Origin of the sequence: Klebsiella sp. JN_Kp126, assembly GCF_033843325.1 — a bacterium.
Lineage (GTDB): Bacteria > Pseudomonadota > Gammaproteobacteria > Enterobacterales > Enterobacteriaceae > Klebsiella > Klebsiella michiganensis.
Genome location: NZ_JAWXQV010000049.1, coordinates 114,522 through 137,293, shown reverse-complemented (window position 1 = coordinate 137,293; position 22,772 = coordinate 114,522). Strand labels below are relative to the sequence as shown.

Here is a 22,772-nt window from a genome sequence, read left to right as displayed (position 1 = left end):
TTTGTTCAGGGATTACAAACTGGCTTGATGTGACGGACCGGGGCTGCCGTAGTCATTAATAACTTTAAATGTCAGGGCATTGCCGGAGGCCCCGTCCGGCAAGCGGAACCGGGTGGTCGAACCCGGCATGACGTAGGTCACCTGGGCAAGCATTTTTCCGCCCACGGTAATTTCATTGAAATTAATGACGTAAGGCGTTGGGTTATTAACCTGAAGTTCATTGCCGCTTCTTTGCCAGGTGAGTTTATTTGCCTGTTCCTCCGGCGTTGAGGCGCGAAGCGTAACGGGACGATAAATCAGCTTGATACGCGTTTTTACGGCAATTTGCAGGGAGTTCATCTGCTTTGATGCCGAGGGAATCGCTTTAATATTTATCCAGAATAAACTTTCTTTGGCCTGAGGCAGTGAACCTGTCGCGACAATTCGCTCAATATTTTTTTGTCCGCTGTCGAGGCGATACATCGGCGGTGTAATAATAAAAGGCGCTTTACCAGAACCACCTTCCTGCTCATCTATCCATGACTGAATTAAATAAGGCGTCGCATCAGGATTATTAACGCTGATTGACGCTTCTTTTTTTGCACCATCGAAAATGATCCGCGTGCCGCCAATAATTACCCCGGCAGTGGCGGTTGCCTGCACCAGCGTTAACATTGTTATCGCCAGGCCAATTGTTCTGATAAAACGCATTTAATACCTCTTAAAACAAAGGGGCCGGGCCGGCCCCCTACTGATTACTGCAGAAACTTAGTTGTAAACCACTGAGAAGTTCGCGACCGAGTTAGCTGGGCCGGCAACCACCGTCGCAGTGGTCGACACATACTGAGCATAGAAATTCAGCGTATTATCAGCGGTGCTGGTGAGCGGGTAGGAGTAACCGTTGCTGCCGTGCAGAGGCAGATCGGCTTTATCCGCCGTCATCAGATTAATCGCGACACCGGAGGCTGCGCCAGCGACCGACGAGTCAATAGCCAGCAGGCTGGAGTTACTTAAATCAGGCGTGCCATCAAAGCGGACTTTTGCATTGTTAACCGTCACCGGACAGTTCTTCAAAATAATATCGAATTTCGTCGCGGCGGTTCTCGAACCGGCTACCGGAAATTCAGTTTTATAATAATCGCCCAAAACAACCACCTGGTCCTTTGACGCGACATCGATGTCGCAGGCGGCATCCAAAATATTGCCATTAAAATTAACGGTACCCGCTGCTGAGAAAGCCTGAGTCATTGATAATGCAGAACCTGCTGCAAGTATCGCAATAACAATTTTCTTTTTCATAACGACATATCCTGTTTTACTTTATGTACATTCAGGCAAAACACTTAATGAGCGTATCTTGCCATTGCTTTAATATATTGCCGGGACCCAATGGTATATAGATCACCACTGTTTCATTTTATTAAAACCGGATTACCCCTGCCGACGCGACAAAATTTATACAACAATTTTTCGGCGCACAATCTATTTCGCGGTCTAAATGTAGACTCGAAATTAACAAAAATAAAACATTCAAATTAAGAAATTACTTAATCACACTGACCCCGGTCTACTTTTGGACTGGCGAGATAAAATCAATAAAATCAACTAATTATAACCATAATCCACCCGAGTCTATTATTAGACCCGGCGCCAATATTCCCTGAGATGCTGTTTTTTAAGATAATTCCCAACATCGATCAAAAAACGATCGCATAAGTTAGTGAGGTATCTTATGAACACGAGAATTATTCCTGAATTCGGCAACGAGCCAGCGGAAGTACTTGAGATAAAACCCTTTAAGCACATTGAGAAATTAATTGATAATGTCCTGCCGTACGCCGAGAGACGAATAGTCTCGAAAGGGGAGATCGTCCATTATTACGATAATAACGTTCGTCAGTGTTTTTTACTTATCCAGGGCAGCGTCGCTCTGCATCGTCGCGGAGACGGGATTGTTTTAAATTCTGAGTCATCGCCATTTCTTCTCGGCGTGTGTAGCCAGTTTTCCTCTGAACGACTTTACGTCAGGGTACTGGAAACATCGGAAATTGCGGCCGTTTCGCTGGAAACGTTTAATCGCGTAGTGGCGCAACAGAACTTATGGGAGCATTTTTCAAAGCTGCTGATCTATACCGCATCAAGAGTTTATGAGCACTGCGCGCAAATATCGCAAATGTCAGCCTATGACATCATCCGTTTTCAACTTGTTGAATTAATGCAAGAGCCCGAAGCTATCCGGCAAAGTATCACCGCGGCGGCCTATATCAAAAGTCGAACCTATCTTTCCCGCAGCGGCGTTATGCGCATCCTCGCAGAGCTACGAACGGGTAAATACATTACCATGGAGCGCGGAGTGCTGATTGACATCCACCACCTGCCGCGAAAGTATTGATTGCTCATGTATCTTCGGAGTGGCAAGAGATACGCGCGAGGTTATAATAAGTCCGATCTCCTTCAGGATTTTCTGACTATGCCATCTGCAAATCAACCCTTCCGCGGCTCCCCTTACGCACAGGAATTTATTTCTCATTTGCAGCCCTACTGCACGACGTACCGAACGGGCCGCGGCGAGCAGTTTGATCTTCAGGTTAACGGTCAGGGGATGTGTTATCTCCTTCTGGAGGGGACGATAGCGATATACCGAAGAAGTGACAATATGATGCTTTCCACGGCGCTCAGTCCCGCCCTTTTCGGCCTCGCTAACCTGACGGACATTTACTTTGATGACTATTTTAAAACCGTCACGCCGTGCCAGATTGGCGTACTCACAACCCGTCGCGTCGAGGAAATCATTAGAGAGAAGGCGCTATGGGGACTGCTCTCTAAACAGCTGATGTTTGTCTATAACCGCCTCTATCATAACGTTATGCCCCAGGGCACGCCAACGGCGTACGAGATGATTCGCCAGCAGCTGATCAAGCTCATGGAGGAAGAGGAGGGTTATCGCTACAGCGTGACGGCTGAAAGATATATCAGAGAGAAAACCCGGCTTTCCCGCAGCGGCGTAATGCGCATTCTGGCGGCGCTGAAAACCGGTGGTTTTATCGAAATGGAAGAGGGGAAACTCATAAAAATCAACAAACTTCCTGCTAAGTACTGATTATGCGGATTGGGCGTTCGGCCCTCTCGCGATCCGGCCTGCGCGCCGAAATGCATTCATGCAACAAATTCTATTCGTTTTCATTATAAGTATTGTCATTTCACAGAAATAAAGATTTATTCACTGCTGACTGGCTCATGTAGAATGCGCTGCTAAATTTCCTTCATCTTTTACGCAATGTCGCCCTGGCGACCGTTCGGGAACCTGTGTAGTACTGAATTATGGATATAGAAACAGATGTCATGTCGATGTGTATGGTCGTGTTGTTAATTATTAGCGTGTTGCTCGATTAACCTCTTCCCCCCCGTAAAATCAGTACGCCTCGCCGTCGCCGGACAGGCCAGTCTATTCGCTACGTATCCGATCCAAATCGAAATCGTACCGTTCCCCCGCGCGGCCTGACCTGCCAGCGTATTCCGGGATAAGCGTTCAGAGAGGGGATATTGCCCTGTCGGACATGGTGCGAATATTAAAAAGGCTGCCAACGATGGTGGCAGCCTCTTCACTTTATGGCGTTACTGATACGAAGAGCGAATTAGCTCTTGATCTTCCTGTAGATAAACAGGACAACCAGCGCACCAATCACCGCCACGACAAAGCTGCCGAAATTAAAACCATCTACACGGCCAAAGCCGAAGAAAGTACTAATCCAACCCCCGACAACTGCACCGATGACACCCAGAATTACGGTAACGATAAATCCGCCGCCGTCTTTCCCCGGCATAATCCACTTGGCTAAAATACCGGCAATAAGCCCAAAAATGATCCATGAAATGATACCCATAGCTAACTCCGTCCTCTTGTTACCTTGTAAATCTCTGGTATAGAAAGATTAGCATAAATATTAATGATGTTTCATAAAATTATATTTAGCATACATAGACTTGTCAGCACGGGGATAATGGTCTACGCCCTGAACGCGTACGGACAAATAATCAGCAAGCGGAAGTATCGCGTCGCGGATAATTAAAACCTCGGGAGAGGCAGCGATAAGCCAGGATTTTTCTTATTAAAAGTGAAACTGGAAGCGGAATAAAAAAGCAGCAAGGGGGACATTTCCCCCTTGCTAACTTAGATGACTGCGGTTGTCAGCCGCGACGAACAGCAAAGGCGCCCTTGTTCATCAGAGATGTCGATTTGCCACACCTGATGACGGGAGCCGACGTGCAGCGCGCGGCACACGCCGCGAACCCTCCCGCTGCGCACCGAACGGATATGGTTGGCATTGACCTCCAGCCCCACCACCTTCTGCTCGCCTTCGCTGCACAGATAGCCGGCCACCGAGCCTAAAGTTTCCGCTAATACCACCGACGCGCCGCCGTGCAGCAGCCCAAACGGCTGATGGGTGCGGCTATCTACCGGCATGGTGGCCTCGATGGCGTCATCGGTAAGGGCCTCGAAGCGAATATCCAGCAGGCCGACCATATTCCCGTCGCCCATGGCGTTCAGCTGTTCCAGGGTGCTCTGACGTTTCCAAATCATCCCATTATCTCCAGTAGCGCCTGCAGCGGATGGCGTACGCCGCTGCCTTCAATACGCTTCACCTGGCTACGACAGGAGTAGCCGGTGACCAGACAACGATTACGCGGCAGGCGCTGCATCGCCTGCTGCCAGGAGAGCGCGTAGATAGCCAGCGAATTGGCGTGGTTCTTCACTTCATGACCGTAGGTACCGGCCATGCCGCAGCAGCCCACGTTAACGTTTTCCAGCTTCGCGCCAAAACGCGCGAAGATATCCGCCCACTGTTTGGTGGAAGCGGGAAGCGCCGTGACCTCGGTACAGTGGCCAAACAGATACCACGACTCGCCGCCCTGCTCCTGCGCAGCGGTTGCCGACAGCGCCTGCGGCAGCCACTCATGCACCAGCATCACGCGGAAATCGCCGCGCTTGTCGCCGAGCATCTGGTTGTATTCATCGCGATAGCAGAGCACCAGCGCCGGATCGACCCCCACCATCGGCATGCCGAGCTGGGCCACCCGGTTCAGGAAATCGGCGGTTTTCTGCGCGGTGCGCGCGAATCGCGTCAGGAAGCCCTTAATATGCTGGGCTTTACCGTTTGGCGAAAACGGCAGCAGCACCGGCTGGTAGCCTAGCTTTTCGACCAGTTGAACAAAATCGGCAACCACCTGCGCATCGTAATAGCTGGTAAACGGATCCTGAACCACCAGCACCCTTTTCGCTTTCTGCTCTGCGCTCAGCGCTTCCAGCTGCTCCAGCGTGGTATTCGCCGAACGATGACCGACCATCTGCTGCTTCAGCGACGGGACGGAGAGCAGCGGGAGATCGACCATACCGATATGCTTTTCCGATAGCTTGCGCATCCACGGCTGATTAATAAAGAAGTTGAACGTCTTCGGCGCATGCGCCATCAGCGGCGCGTAGGATTCAACCGCCGCCACCAGATGATCGCGGACCGGCCGCAGGTAGCGGCTGTGGTAAAGCTGGAGGAAACGCGACCGGAACTCCGGAACGTCGATCTTAATCGGGCACTGGGTCGAGCAGGCTTTACAGGCCAGACAGCCGGACATCGCCTCCTTGACCTCATGCGAGAAATCGTACTCTCCCTTACGCGCGTGCCAGCTATTGCGGGTGCGCTCCACCAGGGTACGCAGGCTGGCGCGTTTTTCCGGCAGATCTTTTTCCAGTTGATTGGGGTCGATGCCGCGATCCGCCAGCAGGCGCAGCCATTCTCGCACCAGCGTGGCCCGCCCCTTCGGCGAGTGAATACGGTGGTTGCTGACCTTCATCGACGGACACATCGGGCTTTTAGCATCAAAGTTGAAGCACAGACCGTTGCCATTACACTCCATCGCGCCGCGCCACGAACTGCGCACGGCAATGGGGATCTGCCGATCGAAGGTCCCGCGCTTAACCGCATCCACCTTCATCATCGGCGCATCCACGCCTTCCGGCGGGCATATTTTACCGGGGTTCAGACGGTTATCCGGGTCAAACGCGGCTTTAATCTTGCGCAGCTCGCCAAACAGTTCTGCCCCAAAGAACGCCGGGCTATATTCGGCGCGGAAGCCTTTCCCGTGTTCCCCCCACAGAAGGCCGCCATACTTGGCGGTTAAGGCTACGACGTCATCGGAGATGCGCTTCATCAGCATCTCTTGCTGCGGATCGCACATATCCAGCGCCGGCCGCACGTGCAGCACGCCGGCATCCACATGGCCAAACATGCCGTAGCTCAGGCCATGACCGTCAAGCAGCGCGCGAAATTCCACAATATAGTCGGCCAGATGCTCCGGCGGCACGCAGGTATCTTCGGCGAAGGGTATCGGTTTAGCGGCTCCTTTGGCATTCCCCAGCAGGCCAACGGCTTTTTTCCGCATCGCGTAGATGCGCTCAACGCCGTCCAGATCGTGGCAAACCTGCCAGCCGATAACGCCCGCTTCGCCGCGCGCCATCAGCTCATCCAGGCGCTGGCACAGGGTTGTCACCTGGCCGTCGATCAGTTCGGCGTCATCACCGGCGAACTCAACGATATTCAGCCCCAGCATCTCTTTATCCGCAACGTCGGTAATGAGCTCGCTGACCGAATGCCAGACAATATCTTCTCGCGCCAGATTCAGCACTTTTGAGTCGACGGTTTCGACCGACAGCGCCTTCGCTTCGACCATAAACGGCGCGTTGCGCAGCGCGGAGTTAAAGGAATCGTACTTAACGTTAACCAGGCGGCGTACTTTCGGTAAGCGGGTAATATCCAGCCGCGCTTCGGTAATAAACGCCAGCGTCCCTTCTGAACCGGTCAGTATGCGGGTCAGATCGAATTCGCTCATCTCGTCATTAAAGACGTGGCGTAAATCGTAGCCCGTCAGGAAGCGGTTAAGTTTGGGGAATTTATCGATAACCAGCTGCCGCTGCGCTTTGCAGCGCTGATAGACCGTGCGGTAAATACGCCCGATCGCCGACTGTTCTGCGCCCAGCGTTTCCGCCAGCGCCGCCGGAATCGGCTGCGTATCCAGAATGTCGCCGCCGATCAGCACCGAGCGCACGCCGAGCACGTGATCGGAGGTTTTCCCGTAGACCAGCGAGCCCTGCCCGGAAGCATCGGTGTTGATCATCCCGCCAAGCGTGGCGCGGTTGCTGGTCGACAGTTCCGGCGCAAAAAAGTAGCCGTACGGTTTAAGGAACTGATTGAGCTGATCTTTAATGACCCCGGCTTCCACCCGCACCCACCCTTCTTCGGGGTTGATTTCAATAATGCGGTTCATATAGCGGGACATATCGACGATGATCCCGGCGTTGAGCGCCTGACCGTTGGTGCCGGTACCGCCCCCGCGCGGGGTAAAGATCAGTGATTTAAAACGTTCTTCCGCCGCCAGTCTTGCCAGCAGAGCGACGTCTGCCGTGGAGCGGGGGAATAAAATCGCATCCGGCAACAGTTGATATACACTGTTATCAGTCGCCATCGTTAGCCTGTCGGCGTAGCTGGTGGCGGTATCGCCGGTAAAACCTTGTTGCTCCAGTACCTGCAAAAAATTCAGCACCAGCTGAACGACACCTGGCGCTTGAGAAATCTGTGGGATCATGACGCTCGACCCTGCCTGACTATGTTGTGTTGTAAGTGATTAAACGTTTGCGTAGTGCACACAACTTTTTATCACATTTTTTTCATATGCGCCCGCCAGAATTAAGGGCAAAATCAGGCGCGCGAAGATATTGATATTATTATCAGTACATGGAATTACGCTGCGTCAGCCTTGTGACGCGACTGCAAAGGTAAAACTTTATCATGATTAACCCCAATCAGCCCCGGGACATACCGCAAGTTCTGCTGTCGGTGCTGTTTTTGTCCCTGATTATTATTTCCTGCCTGTGGGTCGTTCAGCCATTTATCCTGTCATTTGCCTGGGCCGGTACCGTGGTTATCGCCACCTGGCCGGTGCTTTTGCGCCTGCAGCGCCTGCTGTTCGGCAAGCGCGCGCTGGCAGTGCTGGTGATGACGCTGCTGCTCTTTTTACTGTTCGTTATCCCTATTGCGCTGCTGGTCAACAGCCTGGTGGATAACAGCACGCCATTAATAAAAGTGATTACCAGCGGTAACTTTACGCCGCCGGATCTGGCGTGGCTAAATAGCGTTCCGCTGATTGGCGATAAGCTGTATACCGGCTGGCACAATTTACTGGAGATGGGGGGAACGGCGATTATGGTCAAAATTCGCCCCTATCTCGGCACCACCACCACATGGTTTGTTGGCCAGGCGGCGCACATCGGCAAGCTGCTGGTCTACTGCGGACTCATGCTGCTGTTTAGCGCCCTGCTGTACTGGCGAGGCGAACAGGTTGCGTATGGGTTCCGCCACTTTGCCACCCGTCTGGCGGCCAAACGCGGCGATGCGGCGGTGATCCTCGCCGGCCAGGCGATTCGCGCCGTGGCGCTGGGGGTGGTCGTCACCGCCCTGGCCCAGGCGGTGCTTGGCGGTATTGGCCTTGCGGTCAGCGGCGTGCCTTACGCCGCGCTGCTCACCGTGGTGATGATCTTTACCTGCCTTGTGCAGCTGGGGCCTTTGCTGGTTCTGGTACCGTCAATTATCTGGCTGTACTGGAGCGGTGATACCACATGGGGCACCGTACTGCTGGTCTGGAGCTGCGTTGTCGGCACCATGGATAACTTTATCCGTCCGCTGTTGATTCGTATGGGCGCCGACCTGCCGATGATTCTGATCCTTTCCGGCGTTATCGGCGGCCTGGTGGCGTTCGGCATGATTGGGCTGTTTATCGGTCCGGTGCTGCTGGCGGTCTCCTGGCGACTGTACGATGCGTGGGTTAACGAAGCGCCGCCGCCGCCGAAGGACCCCGACCTGGTGCTTGAGGAGCTGAGCGAGCTCAATACCCGAGCCGCTCAGGATAAGTAAGTGAAAAGGCGGGGAAACCCGCCTTTTGCCCCTCTGTCCCTATCAATGTCGGGCACGACAGCCTTAAAGCTTAAGAAATCCTAATCTATCTTTCACGTCATTCCACTACCCGCTGCCTGCTAACCGCATTTGCTTCGCAGATTCTTTACCTTAATTTAACTATTGAGAGGAATCCGATCGACGCAAAAAGCCTCAGTGCCTAGTATTAGCTCACGGTTATAAATCAACGCATTGATTTATAAGCATGGAAATCCCCTGAGTGAAACAACGAATTGCTGTGTGTAGTCTTTGCCCATCTCCCACGATGGGCTTTTTTTTGTCCGCTTTCTGTTCCCCAAAAACAAAAAATCCCCGCCACTGCTGAGCTGACGGGGAGTATCCAGTTGCCTGTTTTAGCGAGAACTTACTTATTCAGCTCCGCCAGGCCGAGCCAGGTTTGCACGACCGTGTCCGGGTTCAGGGAAAGGCTATCGATCCCCTCTTCCATCAGCCAGGCGGCAAAATCTTCATGGTCAGACGGACCCTGTCCGCAGATACCGACGTACTTGCCCTGCTTCTTCGCCGCGCGGATGGCCATCGACAGCAGCGCTTTCACCGCGTCGTTACGCTCATCGAACAGCTCGGAGACCACGCCGGAGTCGCGATCCAGCCCCAGCGCCAGCTGCGTCATGTCGTTAGAACCAATAGAGAAGCCGTCGAAGTATTCGAGGAACTGTTCAGCCAGCAGCGCATTCGATGGGATTTCACACATCATAATCAGCTTCAGGCCGTTTTCGCCGCGCTTGAGGCCCTGGCGTTCCAGCTCTTCAACCACCGCTTTTGCCTGCGCGACGGTCCGGACAAACGGCACCATGATTTCGACGTTGGTCAGGCCCATGTCGTTACGCACCCGCTTAACCGCTTCACACTCCAGCGCGAAGCAGTCGCGGAAGCTTTCTGACACATAGCGGCCGGCCCCGCGGAAGCCCAGCATCGGGTTCTCTTCTTCCGGCTCATAACGTTCGCCGCCGACCAGGTTGGCGTATTCGTTAGACTTAAAGTCGGAAAGACGCACAATCACCCGTTTCGGGAAAAATGCCGCGCCAAGGGTGGAGATCCCTTCGGTCAGGCGACCGACGTAGAACTCTTTCGGCGAGTCGTAGCCTTTCATCAGCTCGCGGATTTCATTCTGCAGCCCCGGCTCCTGATCGTCGAACTCCAGCAGCGCGCGCGGGTGGACGCCAATCATACGGTTGATAATGAACTCCAGACGCGCCAGGCCCACGCCTTCGTTCGGCAGGCAGGCAAAGTCGAAGGCGCGGTCCGGGTTACCGACGTTCATCATGATCTTCAGCGGCAGATCCGGCATATCGCCAACGGTGGAGCTCTTGACGCTGAAGTCGAGGATTTCGGCATACACGTAGCCGGTATCGCCCTCGGCGCAGGAGACGGTCACGTTCTGGTTTTCCTGGATGCGATCGGTGGCGTTACCGCAGCCCACTACCGCCGGGATCCCCAGCTCACGCGCGATAATCGCCGCATGACAGGTACGCCCGCCGCGGTTGGTGACGATCGCCGCCGCCTTTTTCATGATCGGCTCCCAGTCCGGGTCGGTCATGTCGGTCACCAGCACGTCGCCGGGCTCGATGCGGTTCATTTCGCTGATATCGTGAATGACCTTCACCGGACCCGCGCCGATACGATGGCCGATCGCGCGCCCTTCCGAAATAATCTGTCCTTGCGCATGGAGGGTATAGCGCTCCATCACCTGGCCGCGGGAACGGACGGTCTCCGGACGTGCCTGCACGATAAACAGCTTACCGGTATGGCCGTCTTTCGCCCATTCGATATCCATCGGACGGTTGTAGTGCTTCTCGATTTGAACCGCTTGCTGCGCCAGCTCCTGCACTTCCGCATCGGTTAACGAGAAGACGTCGCGCTGCGCCTGCGGCACGTCTTCGATACGCACCTGCTTGCCGTGCTCCTGGGTAGGGGCGTAAACCATGCGGATCTTTTTCGACCCCATGGTGCGGCGTACGATTGCCGGCCGGCCCGCTTCCAGCGTGGGTTTATGGACGTAGAACTCATCGGGGTTCACCGCCCCCTGCACCACCATCTCGCCGAGCCCCCAGGCGGAGGTGATAAACACCACCTGATCAAAACCGGATTCGGTATCGATGGAGAACATCACGCCGGACGAGGCCAGATCGGAGCGCACCATCCTCTGCACCCCGGCGGAGAGCGCCACCCCGCGGTGATCGTATCCCTGATGCACGCGGTAGGAAATGGCGCGATCGTTAAACAGCGAAGCAAACACGTGCTTCACCGCGACGAGCACGGCGTCAAAGCCCTGCACGTTAAGGAATGTCTCCTGCTGACCGGCGAAGGAGGCGTCCGGCATATCTTCCGCCGTCGCGGAGGAGCGCACGGCAAAGGAGGCCTCAGCGTCATCGGCGGACAGCTGGGTATAGGCATCGCGAATCGCATTTTCCAGTTCGCTCTGGAACGGCGTATCAATGATCCACTGACGGATCTGTGCGCCCGCTTTCGCTAATGCGGAAACGTCGTCAATGTCGGTTTCATCCAGCAGTTCATAAATGCGCTGGTTAACACCGCTTTGGTCCAAAAACTGATTAAAGGCATCAGCGGTGGTGGCAAACCCGTTCGGTACGGACACGCCCATACCCGACAGATTTGTAATCATTTCACCAAGGGAGGCATTTTTGCCCCCAACCCTGTCTACATCATTCATGCCGAGTTGGTTATACCAAAGCACCAGCGGTGACGAGCCATTGTTGGACATCGAGACAATCCTTTTGTGATTTAATACCAGTGATAAATAATTCACGATCGACTACGAGATTTATCCTGACATATTTATCCAGCTGAAAGAAACGGTGAATCGTTCAAGCAAATTATTTTTTCGTTTTTAGGATTCTTTGCCAGATATAGCTAAGCTAATGATTCTTCAGAAATCTGATGAAATTTGATACAAAAGATACGCAGTTGCGAAAAATGAACTCACCTTTTCATTAAAAATAAAAATAGCGTTTCATTTTTTAAATATGAGACAAAGCCTGGAGCGTTATGCTTAAATTTAATATCAGCTTTCAGACAATTAAACTCATTATACCGGATGGTCAAAATGGAAAGTGCTGTAGATCGCCACGTATTTTATATTTCCGACGGTACCGCTATTACAGCGGAAGTTCTGGGTCATGCGGTCATGTCGCAATTCCCGGTCGCCACCAGCAGCGTAACCCTGCCGTTTGTCGAAAATATTAGCCGCGCGCGCGCCGTGAAGGAGCAAATTGACGCGATTTTCCAGCAGACCGGCATTCGACCGCTGGTGTTCTACTCCATCGTGCTGCCGGAAATTCGCGACATCATCCTACAAAGCGAAGGCTTTTGTCAGGATATCGTCCAGGCGCTGGTGGCCCCCCTGCAGCAGGAGCTGCGCCTCGATCCGACGCCAATCGCTCACCGCACCCACGGCCTGACGCCCGGTAACCTGAACAAATACGACGCGCGTATCGCCGCTATCGACTACACCCTTGCCCACGATGACGGAATTTCTCTGCGTAATCTCGATCAGGCCCAGGTGATCCTCCTCGGCGTTTCGCGCTGCGGGAAAACCCCCACCAGCCTGTATCTGGCGATGCAGTACGGTATCCGCGCCGCCAACTACCCGTTTATCGCCGATGATATGGACAATCTGATTCTTCCGGCTTCGCTTAAGCCGCTACAGCACAAACTCTTCGGCTTAACGATCAATCCGGAGCGCCTGGCGGCCATCCGCGAAGAGCGGCGGGAAAACAGCCGCTATGCTTCCATGCGCCAGTGCCGGATGGAAGTGACCGAAGTCGAGGCGCTTTACCGCAAAAACAAGATACCTTGCCTGAACAGTACCAACTATTCCGTGGAAGAGATCGCTACCAAAATCATGGATATTATGGGGTTAAGCCGCAGAATGTACTAACACACTAGTACATTATTAAAAATTTGTTTATGCTATCACCTGAGCCCTATACAGGATCATGCCCTGCTCTTGCAATAAGCGGGGATTGGTTTATCGTGATGCGCATCACTTCCCGGCATTTTCGCCGCGGAAGAAACAGATTTTGAGACCCCAATGAATAAAACAGACGAATTGCGTACCGCGCGCATTGAAAGCCTGGTAACGCCTGCGGAACTGGCTCAGCGGCATCCAGTGTCTGCCGACGTTGCCGCACACGTTTCCGCCTCACGCCGCCGAATCGAGAAAATCCTCAACGGTGAAGATCGCCGCCTGCTGGTGGTGATCGGCCCCTGTTCCATTCACGATATTGATGCGGCGATGGAGTATGCGCGCCGCCTGCAGGGTATGCGCGAACGTTACCAGCCGCAGCTGGAAATCGTGATGCGTACCTATTTTGAGAAGCCGCGTACGGTGGTTGGCTGGAAGGGGCTGATCTCCGACCCCGACCTGAACGGCAGCTATCGGGTGAATCACGGCCTTGAGCTGGCGCGTAGCCTGCTGCTGCAGGTCAATGAACTGGGCGTGCCGACCGCCACCGAGTTTCTCGATATGGTGACCGGGCAGTTTATTGCCGACCTGATAAGCTGGGGCGCTATCGGCGCGCGTACGACCGAGAGCCAGATCCACCGCGAAATGGCCTCGGCGCTCTCGTGCCCGGTAGGCTTTAAGAACGGTACCGATGGCAATACCTGTATCGCCGTTGATGCGATCCGCGCTTCCCGCGCCAGCCATATGTTCCTGTCGCCGGATAAGCAGGGACAGATGACCATCTACCAGACCAGCGGCAATCCGTACGGCCATATCATTATGCGCGGCGGTAAAAAGCCGAATTACCACGCCGCCGATATCGCCGCCGCCGGGGAAGCGCTGGCGGAGTTCGACCTGCCGGAACAGCTGGTGGTGGATTTTAGCCACGGCAATTGCCAGAAACAGCACCGCCGTCAGCTGGACGTTTGCGCCGATATCTGCCAGCAGATCCGCGCCGGCTCGACCGCCATCGCCGGGATCATGGCCGAGAGTTTCCTTCAGGAAGGCACGCAGAAGGTCGTCGCGGGCCAGCCGCTGACCTGGGGACAATCGATTACCGATCCCTGCCTGAGCTGGGACGATAGCGAACGGCTGCTGGATGAATTAGCCGCCGCCACCGCCACCCGCCTGTAGTTCCCCTCCCCACCGTACGCGCGGTGGGGAGCGATTTTCCGCCATCGACCGGCCCGACACCTGCTAAATCTGGTATTCCGCTAAATAAAGCTTGCGTGAAAAACAACATTATTGATAATGATTATCATTGTTGCCTTGATTTTTATTTTTAGTGCTATGACGCGTATGGATAACACTGCCACTGCAGAAAAAACAACAGACAATGCCCCGTATCCGGTTCCGACGGACAAAGAGATAAGCAGCCGGACATTATTAGGCAGCGAGGGACGGGTGGTGATTGAACATCGCGGTCAGCGCTACCTGCTGCGTCAGACCCATTCGGGTAAGCTGATCCTGACCAAATAATTATCCCCGCCGATAAAGGCAGGGATAACGATCGCTAGCTGGAACAGCTTACTTCCAGACGCCTTCCCCAGTCCGGTGGACGCTGAATATACTCATCCGTCCGATCGGCAAAGGGGTGAGAGAGTGCGCTATGCAGGCGCTCCAGCTCGCTCATATCCCCCTGCTCCGCCTGTTCAATGGCCCGCTGGGCCAGCCAGTTACGCAGCACGATCGCCGGGTTCACGCTGCGCATCCGCGCCTGCCTTTGCGCATCGTCAACCTGTTCATCACGCAGGCGCGCGCGATAAGCGGTAAACCAGCTATCGAACGTCTCGCGGTCGATAAACTCATCGCGTAGCGGCGAGGCGGCGCTCTCCTGCTCGCTGGCGCTGAGCATCCGGAAGGTCCGCGTATAGTCGCTGCCCTCGCGTTCCATCAGCGCAAACAGGCCGTCCAGCAGCTCGTTATCCCCTTTTTGCTGGGTAAACAATCCGAGCTTGTCGCGCATGCGGCGGCCATACGCCGTCAGCAGCGCTTGCTGGTAACTATCCAGCGCGCCGTTCAGCGCCTCAGCGCTGATAAACGGCGAGAGCGTCTGCGCCAGCCGTTGCAGGTTCCATAGCCCTACCGCCGGCTGATTATCAAAGCTGTAGCGCCCCTGATAATCGGAGTGGTTACAGATAAAGCCAGGCTGGAAATCATCAAGGAAACCGTACGGACCGTAGTCCATCGTCAGGCCGAGAATCGACATATTGTCGGTATTCATCACCCCGTGGGCAAAGCCCACCGTTTGCCAGCAGGCAATCATCTCCGCGGTTCGGGTGACAACGTCACTGAACCACAGAAGGTACTTATCCGCTTCATTTTGCAGATGCGGCCAGTGGTGACGAATCACGTAATCCGCCAGCTGCTGCACTTTCAGAGGCTCGCGACGGTAGTAAAAATGCTCAAAATGGCCGAAACGAACGTGGCTTTCCGCCAGCCGCATCAGCATTGCCCCGCGCTCGACGGTTTCGCGGTATACCGGCGTATCGCTGGCCACTATCGCCAGCGCGCGGGTGGTTGGAATTCCCAACGCATGCATCGCTTCCGAGGCCAGCGCCTCGCGGATCGTCGAGCGCAGCACCGCCCGCCCGTCGCCCATTCGCGAATAGGGAGTGAGCCCGGCGCCTTTAAGGTGCCAGTCAAAGCGACGACCATCAGCGAGCTGCTGTTCGCCGAGCAGAATACCGCGCCCGTCGCCGAGCTGCCCGGCCCAGGCGCCGAACTGGTGGCCGCTGTAAACCTGCGCCAGCGGCGACATTCCCGGCAGCAGCGTTTCGCCGCCCCATACGCCAGCGCCCTTCTGCGGGCTGAATAACGACGCGTCAACGCCCAGCGTTCGCGCCAGCGGAGCGTTGTGCCAGACAAGCCGCGCATTCTCCAGCGGCGTAGGGGCTAAAGCGGTGTAAAAATCCGGCAGTTCATCACGCCAGTGGGTAGTAAAAGACAGGGTCATGGTTCCTCCTGTCTTCAGTGTAGTGCTTTCAACAAATTATTAACACGGAGGATTGGATGGGTTATTGCGATAAAAGACAAGACGGGCGTTGTGGCGCTGCCCGGTAAGGCGTTACCGCCGCCGGGCAAGAAAACGCCACGCTACGCTTTGACGTATCGAGGCTAGATCCTTCGCGCCTGCCAGAATTTTTTATGCCAGTAGACATTATCCAGCGACGATCGCGTCACGCCCTGGCTGGTGGAGGCGTGGATAAACTGGTTATCCGTGTCGTAAATACCGACGTGCAGACCGCTCTCTCCGGAACCGGTCTTGAAGAAGACCAGATCGCCGGGCAGCAGTTCGCTCTTATCGATTTTCGTGCCGATCTCCGCCTGCTCACGCGTTTCACGCGGCAGCTGCAACGCGAACTTATCGCGGAAGGTCATCAGCACAAACCCGGAGCAATCAACGCCGCGCGGCGACATGCCGCCGTAGCGATACGGCGCTCCCCGCCAGTTCCTTAGCTGCTCATTCAGGTTAGCAACAACGGTAATCGAATCAGCAAGCCGTGGATTGGGCGGCGGCGCCCGGTGGCTGCTACAACCCGCCAGAAATAACGCAACACACAAAACGAGCCAAAAACGCATCTCAGACGAATCCTCTGTTCCCTATCCTGATAGCAGGATAATTTACCTTGTTTATCAATTCGCTGGCAAGCTGACTGCGTGCTACTGTGACGCAACGAGCATAAGATGACCCGCCACCTCGACCCGCTGGAAGTCCATGGCATACGCGGCGGTTAAATTCTCTTCGCTTAATACCTCGGCGGTGCTGCCGCAGGCGATCGTCTCCCCCCGGCAGATAAGCCAGGAGCGATGGGCGTGTCGGAGGGTATGATTCAGGTCATGGCTGCTCATCACGACGGCAATCCCCGAGGCGCAGAGTTCGCTTAACAGTCGGTCGAGCGCGGCCTGCTGCGCCACGTCCAGGCTGTTCATCGGTTCATCCAGCAATAGCAACTGTCCGGACGCGTTAGCCTGACGATGAATCTGCAGTATTACCGCCGCCAGGCGCACGCGCTGCCACTCCCCGCCGGAGATGTGATTCACCTGGCGCCCAAGCTTGTCGCCTAAGCCCAGCTTCTCCGCGATGGTCGTCAGTAGCCCGTTGTGCGCGTCGTCCTGGAGATGCAGCGACAGATAATGCCAAACCGGCATGGCGAAAGGCGGCATCTGGTGTTGGCTTAAATAGGCCCGATGACGTGCCAGCTCCGGCGCCAGCCAGTCATTCAGCGGGCGTCCATTCAGTTTTACCTGACCCGGGCCGGTAGAGAGCCCCGCCATACGCGCCAGCAGCGTGCTTTTCCCCGCCCCGTTTGGCCCCACCAGATGAACGATCTCTCCCGGCCGGATATCGGCTGAAAACGGCGCCAGGCGCCCCGCCTCTTCTACATCCTGTAGCTGCATCAAAAACGGCATTATTTGGCTAAAGCTCCTTTAATAGCGGCCACCAGCTGAGGATCATCCGGCGTCATATCCGGTGAGAAACGGCCGATGACCTGACCATCGCGGCCGATGAGGAATTTTTCAAAATTCCACAGAATATCATCCACGTACAGCGGCGCTCTGCCTTTGCTGGCCATGCGCTCATAAAAACCGCTGCCTTCCGGGGCGATAGCCTGCGGGGCGGCCTCAACCAGCTTCTGGTACAGAGGCGCGCGATGTTCGCCGTTGACGTCAATTTTGCTGAACATCGGGAAAGTCACGCCGTAAGTCGTGCTACAGAACGTTTTAATCTCTTCTTCGCTACCCGGCTCCTGACCCAGAAACTGGTTGCACGGAAAGCCCAGTACGCTAAAACCTTCGCTTTCTAAATCTTTTTGCAGCGCTTCCAGCTGCTCATACTGCGGCGTCAGGCCGCATTTTGACGCGACGTTGACAATCAACAGGACTTTGCCTGCCCACGGGGTGAGCGTTGTTTTCTCACCATCAATGGTGGTGACTTCAGTATTGAGAATATCGTGTTGCATAGCCTTCCCTCAGTGAATATACCGGTTACTGCTTCAGGTGATCCCTATCTACTGTAGCGGATTCAGACTGGGTCATTCTACTTTGAATCCCCCGGGAGTGTCTCTTGATGTAACAGGCAGCACAACATGAATTCATCTCAACACCGGGAGCCCGCAATTCAGTGTACAGTGGTGGATGGATGTAATAGCATTTCGTTAATTGTTAATTTAAGAGAGTTTTATTGATGAAGAAGATGTTTAGCGCGGTGTTAATCGCGGCCTCCGTTACGCTGCTTTCGGCCTGCTCGCCGGATGAAGATAATAAGATTAAAGTCGCCATTAATACCGGGCCGGATGAGGCTATCTGGAAAGTCGTAGAACAGGTGGCCAAAGAGAAATACAACCTCGACGTCGAGGTAATCTCATTTAATGATTACGTTCTGCCGAACGAAGCCCTGAACAATAAAGACGTCGATGCTAACGCCTTCCAGACGCTGCCTTACCTTGAGGCACAATCAAAAGAGCGCGGCTATAAGTTTGCCATTGTCGGTAAAACCTTCGTCTTCCCGATCGCCGCCTACTCGAAGAAAATCAAAAATATCAGCGAACTGCCTTACGGCGCGACGATTTCCATCTCTAACGAAACCACAACCCTGGGCCGCAGCCTGCTGCTGCTGCAGGCGCAAGGTTTAATCAAGCTGAAAGAGGGTACAGGCTACCTGCCGACGACGCTGGATATTATCGACAATCCTAAGCAGCTGAAAATCGTGGAAGTCGACACGCCGCAGCTGACCCGTACGCTTGATGACCCGAACGTCGCCCTGTCGATCATCAACACCAACTTCTCCGCTCAGGCCGGTCTCTCGGCTGCCCGCGATGGGCTATTTATGGAAGGCCCGGACTCGCCGTACGTCAACGCCATCGTTGCGCGCGAAGATAATAAAGACAGCAAAAAAGTCCAGGAACTGAAAGAGGCCTTCCAGACTCAGCAGGTTGCCGACAAGGCAGCGGAAGTCTACAAAGGCGATGCGATTAAGGGCTGGTAATAGTATCAACCGATTACGGCCGCCCCTCACTGCGGGCGGCCTGATTTCAGCAATAACCAGATAAACACCGGCGCGCCCAAGGTGGCGGTGACCACGCCAATCGGCAATTCCGCCGCCGAAAGCGCCAGACGCGCGATAATATCCGCGCCCAGCAGCGCGCTGGCCCCCGCTAACAAACAGGCCGGAAGCAGCGCGCGGTGATCGCTTAAACCACATAAGCGCAGGATATGCGGGATAACCAGACCAATAAAGCCGATCGCGCCGGCCAGCGCCACGCTGACGCCCACCAGCCAGCCGGTGGCCACCACCAGCACTTTACGCCATAGCCACAGCGGCAGCCCCAGCTGGCGTGCGGAAACCTCCCCCAGCGCTAACAGATTAAGAGGCTGCGATTGCAGGCACACCCAGGCCAGCACAGGCAGCAGGGCCAGCATCAGCCACAGCTGCTGCCAGTCCACGCCGCCAAAGCCGCCCATCATCCAGTACATCAGCTGGCGGAGATCGAAAGAGGTTGAGAAGTAGACCGCCCAGGTCATCAGCGCGCTGCATATGATACCGAGCGCCACGCCCGCCAGCAGCAGACGGCTGGTCGAGAGATGCCGCCTGGCAAAACGCAGCAAAATAAAGGTAATGACCAGCGCGCCAGCGATGGCGCACAGCCCCAGCGCCCAGCCCGGAAGCAGCCCTTTTCCCAGCAACACGGCGGCTATCAGGCCAACCCCAGCGCCGTTTGATACCCCCAGCAGCCCGGGCTCCGCCAGCGGGTTTTCAAACAGCGCCTGCATAATCGCGCCGGACAGGGCCAGCGCCGCGCCCACCAGCAGGACGGCCAGGGTGCGCGGCAAACGAATCTGCCAGATAAACAGCTCGCCTTTGGCGCTAAACCATTCACCGGGGCCAATCCACTGGTCGCCCGCGCACAGGCTGATGGTCGACGTAACCAGCAGCAGCAACGTTAATACCGCAAGCCAGCGCCGGTTGCGGCGCCGTTGAGTTTGAGCAAAGGTCAGCATAGATTTCTGAGTTGAGAAAAAGGATGTGATTGATTTTACGGTATTCGGCCAGGAAAAGAAAAAAGGCCGCATAGCGGCCTTTTTGATTAGTCAGTCCAGATCATTTCTCTCTGGGTGAAGCGTTTTCGACACGGCTTTTTAACTTCTGTCCGGGTCTGAAGGTCACCACACGCCGGGCTGTAATAGGAATATCCTCTCCCGTTTTCGGGTTACGGCCCGGGCGTTGGTTCTTATCTCGCAAATCGAAGTTGCCGAACCCGGAGAGTTTTACCTGCTCTCCGTTTTCCAGAGCGCGACGGACTTCTTCGAAAAACAACTCTACCAGCTCTTTGGCATCCCGCTTGCTAAGCCCAAGCTTATCAAACAGATATTCTGACATTTCAGCTTTTGTAAGCGCCATAGGTTCAATCCCTCAATGATGCCTGGAATCGCTCTTTCAATGCCTCTACACATTTGGCGACGGTAGCGGCAATCTCCTCTTCTTCGAGTGTACGGCTGGTATCCTGGAGGATAAGGCTGATAGCGAGGCTTTTGAAACCTTCCGCTACGCCCTTGCCGCGGTACACGTCAAATAAGTTTACGCCAACTACCTGATTTACGCCAACTTTCTTACACTCGGCTAAAACATCGGCTGCGGGAACGTTTTCTGCCACAACGACAGCGATGTCGCGACGGTTCGCCGGGAAGCGAGAAACTTCACGCGCCTGAGGCACCACGCGGTCTGCAAGCTTGTTCCACTCCAGCTCGAACACCAACGTGCGGCCGTTCAGATCCAGTTTACGTTCCAGCTCGGGATGAACAACCCCAATAAAACCAATACGTTCACCTTTCAGATAAATCGCCGCCGACTGGCCCGGATGAAGCGCATTATTGGCTTCGATGCGGAATTCGATGTCGGACAGTTTACCCGTGAGGTCGAGAACGGACTCCAGATCGCCTTTTAAATCATAGAAATCGACGGTTTCTTTTGCCAGGTTCCAGTGTTCTTCATAGCGGTTACCGCAGATGACGCCAGCCAGCATCACGTCCTGGCGAATACCCAGCGGGGCCTGCGTATCGGGAACAAAGCGTAAGCCGCTCTCAAAGATGCGGACGCGGCTCTGCTGGCGATTCTGGTTGTAGACCACCGTCCCGAGCAGACCGGTCCACAATGACAGACGCATCGCCGACATTTCGCTGGAGATCGGGCTCGGCAGAATCAGCGCTTCTTCACCGGCGTGGATCCACTGCTGTACTTTCGGGTCAACAAAGCTGTAGGTAATCACTTCCTGATAGCCTTTGTCGTTGAGCAGCGTTTTCACGCGCTTAAGCGACAGATCCGCTTCGCGGTGGCTGCCCATGATCAGGCCCGCTTGCACCGGTTCGTCAGGAATATTGTTATAGCCATAGACGCGGGCAACCTCTTCGACCAGGTCTTCTTCGATCTCCATGTCGAAACGCCAGCTCGGCGCCACGGCATGCCACTCATCCTGGCCTTCGGTAACTTCACAGCCCAGACGACACAGAATGTCGCTAACCTGCTCATCTTCAATGTGATGGCCAATCAGACGATCCAGTTTGCTGCGGCGAAGGCGGATGGTCGCAGGCTTCGGCAGAGTCGCTTCATTGGTCACGTCAATAATCGGGCCCGCTTCACCGCCGCAAATATCCATCAGCAGGCGGGTTGCGCGCTCCATTGCCTGATACTGCAGCGCGGAGTCCACGCCGCGCTCGTAGCGGTGGGAAGCATCGGTATGCAGACCATGGCGGCGGGCGCGACCGGTAATGGACAGCGGGCTGAAGAACGCGCATTCCAGCAGAACGTTTTGCGTTTCATCGTTTACGCCGGAGTGCTCGCCGCCGAAAATTCCGCCCATAGCCAGGGCTTTCTGGTGGTCAGCAATAACCAGAGTATCGGTATCCAGCTTAGCCTCGGAGCCGTCGAGCAGGACCAGGGTTTCGCCTTCATGCGCCATACGCACGATAATTCCGCCTTCAATGCGGTCTTTATCGAAGGCGTGCATCGGCTGGCCGAGCTCGAGCAGAACGTAGTTGGTCACGTCAACCACGGCATCGATGGAGCGAATGCCGCAGCGGCGCAGCTTCTCTTTCATCCATAACGGCGTCGGCGCTTTGACATTAATGCCTTTTACCACACGGCCCAGGTAGCGCGGGCATGCTTCCGGCGCATCGACCTGAATTGGCAGAACGTCGTCGATGGTCGCGGCAACCGGGGCCATTTCCGGGACATTCAATGGCGCCTTGTTGAGCACGGCGACATCGCGGGCAATGCCGATAATACCCAGGCAGTCGGCACGGTTCGGCGTGACGCTGATTTCGATAGTGTTATCGTCGAGCTTCAGGTATTCGCGGATATCGGTACCCAGCGGCGCGTCGGCGGGCAGTTCAATAATACCGCTGTGATCGTCGGAGATCCCCAGCTCGGAGAAGGAGCACAGCATGCCTTCCGACGGCTCGCCGCGCAGCTTTGCCGCTTTAATTTTAAAATCGCCCGGCAGTACGGCACCGATGGTTGCAACGGCAACCTTCAGGCCCTGACGGCAGTTTGGCGCGCCGCAGACGATGTCCAGCAGGCGTTCGCCGCCGACGTTAATTTTTGTGACGCGCAGTTTGTCAGCATTAGGGTGCTGAGCGCACTCAACCACTTCCCCAACGACAACGCCGTTGAAGCTGCCCGCAACCGGCTCAACGCCGTCAACCTCAAGGCCGGCCATCGTTATCTGGTCCGACAGCGCTTCGCTATCGATAGCTGGGTTAACCCACTCGCGTAACCACAGTTCACTGAATTTCATTGTTCTGTCCTGCCC

The 22,772-nt window shown here is 55.1% G+C and carries 20 protein-coding genes and 1 other RNA gene; 8 read left to right on the top strand and 13 right to left on the bottom strand.

Translation table 11 applies throughout. The features are described 5' to 3' along the window. Positions 1–12: 12 nt before the first annotated feature. Both SIK97_RS08710 and SIK97_RS08705 read right to left on the bottom strand, forming a co-directional pair. Positions 13–690, bottom strand: coding sequence for a molecular chaperone (locus SIK97_RS08710; RefSeq protein WP_025108215.1), 678 nt, complete (start codon positions 688–690; stop codon positions 13–15). Positions 691–747: 57 nt separating this feature from the next. After that, complete coding sequence (locus SIK97_RS08705; protein WP_057174051.1) at positions 748–1,278, bottom strand: fimbrial protein; 531 nt, start codon at positions 1,276–1,278, stop codon at positions 748–750. Between the two features lie 433 nt (positions 1,279–1,711). On the opposite strand from SIK97_RS08705, the gene SIK97_RS08700 reads away from it, so the two are divergent. Continuing rightward, positions 1,712–2,371 carry a winged helix-turn-helix transcriptional regulator gene (locus tag SIK97_RS08700; RefSeq protein WP_025108217.1) on the top strand — a complete coding sequence of 220 codons (660 nt, stop codon included), beginning with the start codon at positions 1,712–1,714 and terminating at the stop codon, positions 2,369–2,371. Between the two features lie 78 nt (positions 2,372–2,449). After that, positions 2,450–3,079, top strand: coding sequence for a helix-turn-helix domain-containing protein (locus SIK97_RS08695; RefSeq protein ID WP_025108218.1), 630 nt, complete (start codon positions 2,450–2,452; stop codon positions 3,077–3,079). A 535-nt stretch (positions 3,080–3,614) separates the two neighbouring features. On the opposite strand, the gene SIK97_RS08690 is transcribed toward SIK97_RS08695, so the two are convergent. From SIK97_RS08690 to SIK97_RS08680, 3 genes are all read right to left on the bottom strand, one after another. Beyond that, positions 3,615–3,863 carry a GlsB/YeaQ/YmgE family stress response membrane protein gene (locus tag SIK97_RS08690; protein ID WP_004851762.1) on the bottom strand — a complete coding sequence of 83 codons (249 nt, stop codon included), beginning with the start codon at positions 3,861–3,863 and terminating at the stop codon, positions 3,615–3,617. A gap of 287 nt (positions 3,864–4,150) precedes the next feature. Next, positions 4,151–4,561 carry a 1,4-dihydroxy-2-naphthoyl-CoA hydrolase gene (gene menI, locus SIK97_RS08685; RefSeq protein WP_032749885.1) on the bottom strand — a complete coding sequence of 137 codons (411 nt, stop codon included), beginning with the start codon at positions 4,559–4,561 and terminating at the stop codon, positions 4,151–4,153. Beyond that, a complete protein-coding gene (locus SIK97_RS08680; RefSeq protein ID WP_057174052.1) occupies positions 4,558–7,614 on the bottom strand; it encodes an FAD-binding and (Fe-S)-binding domain-containing protein in 3,057 nt (1,018 codons plus the stop codon). The genes menI and SIK97_RS08680 overlap by 4 nt, the downstream gene beginning before the upstream one ends. A gap of 203 nt (positions 7,615–7,817) precedes the next feature. Here SIK97_RS08680 and ydiK point away from each other — a divergent pair, with 203 nt between their 5' ends. After that, positions 7,818–8,939: an AI-2E family transporter YdiK gene (gene ydiK, locus SIK97_RS08675; RefSeq protein ID WP_032749896.1), complete on the top strand. Its 1,122-nt coding sequence runs from the start codon at positions 7,818–7,820 to the stop codon at positions 8,937–8,939. Positions 8,940–9,151: 212 nt separating this feature from the next. Beyond that, an RNA gene (gene rprA / locus SIK97_RS08670) (antisense sRNA RprA) lies at positions 9,152–9,259 on the top strand. Between the two features lie 83 nt (positions 9,260–9,342). Here rprA and ppsA read toward each other — a convergent pair. After that, positions 9,343–11,721 carry a phosphoenolpyruvate synthase gene (gene ppsA / locus SIK97_RS08665; protein ID WP_014229722.1) on the bottom strand — a complete coding sequence of 793 codons (2,379 nt, stop codon included), beginning with the start codon at positions 11,719–11,721 and terminating at the stop codon, positions 9,343–9,345. Positions 11,722–12,063: 342 nt separating this feature from the next. On the opposite strand from ppsA, the gene SIK97_RS08660 reads away from it, so the two are divergent. The 3 genes from SIK97_RS08660 (at position 12,064) to hemP (ending at position 14,442) form a co-directional block, all read left to right on the top strand. Then, the gene (locus tag SIK97_RS08660; protein WP_004851771.1) at positions 12,064–12,897 is read left to right on the top strand and encodes a pyruvate, water dikinase regulatory protein; all 834 of its coding nucleotides are present in this window, start codon (positions 12,064–12,066) and stop codon (positions 12,895–12,897) included. A 153-nt stretch (positions 12,898–13,050) separates the two neighbouring features. Further along, positions 13,051–14,097, top strand: a complete 1,047-nt coding sequence (gene aroH / locus SIK97_RS08655; RefSeq protein WP_032749898.1) for a 3-deoxy-7-phosphoheptulonate synthase AroH — start codon at positions 13,051–13,053, stop codon at positions 14,095–14,097. Positions 14,098–14,262: 165 nt separating this feature from the next. After that, positions 14,263–14,442, top strand: a complete 180-nt coding sequence (gene hemP, locus SIK97_RS08650; RefSeq protein WP_160741222.1) for a hemin uptake protein HemP — start codon at positions 14,263–14,265, stop codon at positions 14,440–14,442. Between the two features lie 34 nt (positions 14,443–14,476). Here the strand turns inward: hemP and selO are convergent, their stop codons facing one another. From selO to SIK97_RS08630, 4 genes are all read right to left on the bottom strand, one after another. Further along, entirely contained in the window at positions 14,477–15,919 is a 1,443-nt protein-coding gene (gene selO, locus SIK97_RS08645; protein WP_057174053.1) for a protein adenylyltransferase SelO, read from the bottom strand. 161 nt (positions 15,920–16,080) lie between these two features. Further along, the gene (locus SIK97_RS08640) at positions 16,081–16,545 is read right to left on the bottom strand and encodes an NlpC/P60 family protein (protein ID WP_004134084.1); all 465 of its coding nucleotides are present in this window, start codon (positions 16,543–16,545) and stop codon (positions 16,081–16,083) included. 81 nt (positions 16,546–16,626) lie between these two features. Beyond that, positions 16,627–17,376 carry a vitamin B12 ABC transporter ATP-binding protein BtuD gene (gene btuD, locus SIK97_RS08635; RefSeq protein ID WP_025108224.1) on the bottom strand — a complete coding sequence of 250 codons (750 nt, stop codon included), beginning with the start codon at positions 17,374–17,376 and terminating at the stop codon, positions 16,627–16,629. After that, positions 17,376–17,927 carry a glutathione peroxidase gene (locus SIK97_RS08630; protein WP_025108225.1) on the bottom strand — a complete coding sequence of 184 codons (552 nt, stop codon included), beginning with the start codon at positions 17,925–17,927 and terminating at the stop codon, positions 17,376–17,378. Before SIK97_RS08630 ends, btuD begins: the two co-directional genes overlap by 1 nt. A 224-nt stretch (positions 17,928–18,151) precedes the next feature. Here SIK97_RS08630 and SIK97_RS08625 point away from each other — a divergent pair, with 224 nt between their 5' ends. Then, positions 18,152–18,952 carry a MetQ/NlpA family ABC transporter substrate-binding protein gene (locus SIK97_RS08625; protein WP_057174054.1) on the top strand — a complete coding sequence of 267 codons (801 nt, stop codon included), beginning with the start codon at positions 18,152–18,154 and terminating at the stop codon, positions 18,950–18,952. 26 nt (positions 18,953–18,978) lie between these two features. On the opposite strand, the gene btuC is transcribed toward SIK97_RS08625, so the two are convergent. From btuC to pheT, 3 genes are all read right to left on the bottom strand, one after another. Next, complete coding sequence (gene btuC, locus SIK97_RS08620; RefSeq protein WP_009653750.1) at positions 18,979–19,965, bottom strand: vitamin B12 ABC transporter permease BtuC; 987 nt, start codon at positions 19,963–19,965, stop codon at positions 18,979–18,981. A gap of 100 nt (positions 19,966–20,065) precedes the next feature. Then, positions 20,066–20,365 (bottom strand): integration host factor subunit alpha, encoded by a 300-nt coding sequence (ihfA, locus tag SIK97_RS08615; protein WP_004851790.1) that lies wholly within the window; start codon positions 20,363–20,365, stop codon positions 20,066–20,068. Between the two features lie 4 nt (positions 20,366–20,369). Next, positions 20,370–22,757, bottom strand: coding sequence for a phenylalanine--tRNA ligase subunit beta (gene pheT / locus SIK97_RS08610; protein WP_057174055.1), 2,388 nt, complete (start codon positions 22,755–22,757; stop codon positions 20,370–20,372). Positions 22,758–22,772 lie beyond the last annotated feature (15 nt).

Excerpts from the sequence above, each read along its gene's own strand:
- SIK97_RS08710 (WP_025108215.1), bottom strand. The coding sequence starts at position 690 with ATGCGTTTTATCAGAACAATTGGCCTGGCGATAACAATGTTAACGCTG.
- SIK97_RS08705 (WP_057174051.1), bottom strand. The coding sequence starts at position 1,278 with ATGAAAAAGAAAATTGTTATTGCGATACTTGCAGCAGGTTCTGCATTA.
- SIK97_RS08700 (WP_025108217.1), top strand. The coding sequence starts at position 1,712 with ATGAACACGAGAATTATTCCTGAATTCGGCAACGAGCCAGCGGAAGTA.
- SIK97_RS08695 (WP_025108218.1), top strand. The coding sequence starts at position 2,450 with ATGCCATCTGCAAATCAACCCTTCCGCGGCTCCCCTTACGCACAGGAA.
- SIK97_RS08690 (WP_004851762.1), bottom strand. The coding sequence starts at position 3,863 with ATGGGTATCATTTCATGGATCATTTTTGGGCTTATTGCCGGTATTTTA.
- menI (WP_032749885.1), bottom strand. The coding sequence starts at position 4,561 with ATGATTTGGAAACGTCAGAGCACCCTGGAACAGCTGAACGCCATGGGC.
- SIK97_RS08680 (WP_057174052.1), bottom strand. The coding sequence starts at position 7,614 with ATGATCCCACAGATTTCTCAAGCGCCAGGTGTCGTTCAGCTGGTGCTG.
- ydiK (WP_032749896.1), top strand. The coding sequence starts at position 7,818 with ATGATTAACCCCAATCAGCCCCGGGACATACCGCAAGTTCTGCTGTCG.
- ppsA (WP_014229722.1), bottom strand. The coding sequence starts at position 11,721 with ATGTCCAACAATGGCTCGTCACCGCTGGTGCTTTGGTATAACCAACTC.
- SIK97_RS08660 (WP_004851771.1), top strand. The coding sequence starts at position 12,064 with ATGGAAAGTGCTGTAGATCGCCACGTATTTTATATTTCCGACGGTACC.
- aroH (WP_032749898.1), top strand. The coding sequence starts at position 13,051 with ATGAATAAAACAGACGAATTGCGTACCGCGCGCATTGAAAGCCTGGTA.
- hemP (WP_160741222.1), top strand. The coding sequence starts at position 14,263 with ATGGATAACACTGCCACTGCAGAAAAAACAACAGACAATGCCCCGTAT.
- selO (WP_057174053.1), bottom strand. The coding sequence starts at position 15,919 with ATGACCCTGTCTTTTACTACCCACTGGCGTGATGAACTGCCGGATTTT.
- SIK97_RS08640 (WP_004134084.1), bottom strand. The coding sequence starts at position 16,545 with ATGCGTTTTTGGCTCGTTTTGTGTGTTGCGTTATTTCTGGCGGGTTGT.
- btuD (WP_025108224.1), bottom strand. The coding sequence starts at position 17,376 with ATGCCGTTTTTGATGCAGCTACAGGATGTAGAAGAGGCGGGGCGCCTG.
- SIK97_RS08630 (WP_025108225.1), bottom strand. The coding sequence starts at position 17,927 with ATGCAACACGATATTCTCAATACTGAAGTCACCACCATTGATGGTGAG.
- SIK97_RS08625 (WP_057174054.1), top strand. The coding sequence starts at position 18,152 with ATGAAGAAGATGTTTAGCGCGGTGTTAATCGCGGCCTCCGTTACGCTG.
- btuC (WP_009653750.1), bottom strand. The coding sequence starts at position 19,965 with ATGCTGACCTTTGCTCAAACTCAACGGCGCCGCAACCGGCGCTGGCTT.
- ihfA (WP_004851790.1), bottom strand. The coding sequence starts at position 20,365 with ATGGCGCTTACAAAAGCTGAAATGTCAGAATATCTGTTTGATAAGCTT.
- pheT (WP_057174055.1), bottom strand. The coding sequence starts at position 22,757 with ATGAAATTCAGTGAACTGTGGTTACGCGAGTGGGTTAACCCAGCTATC.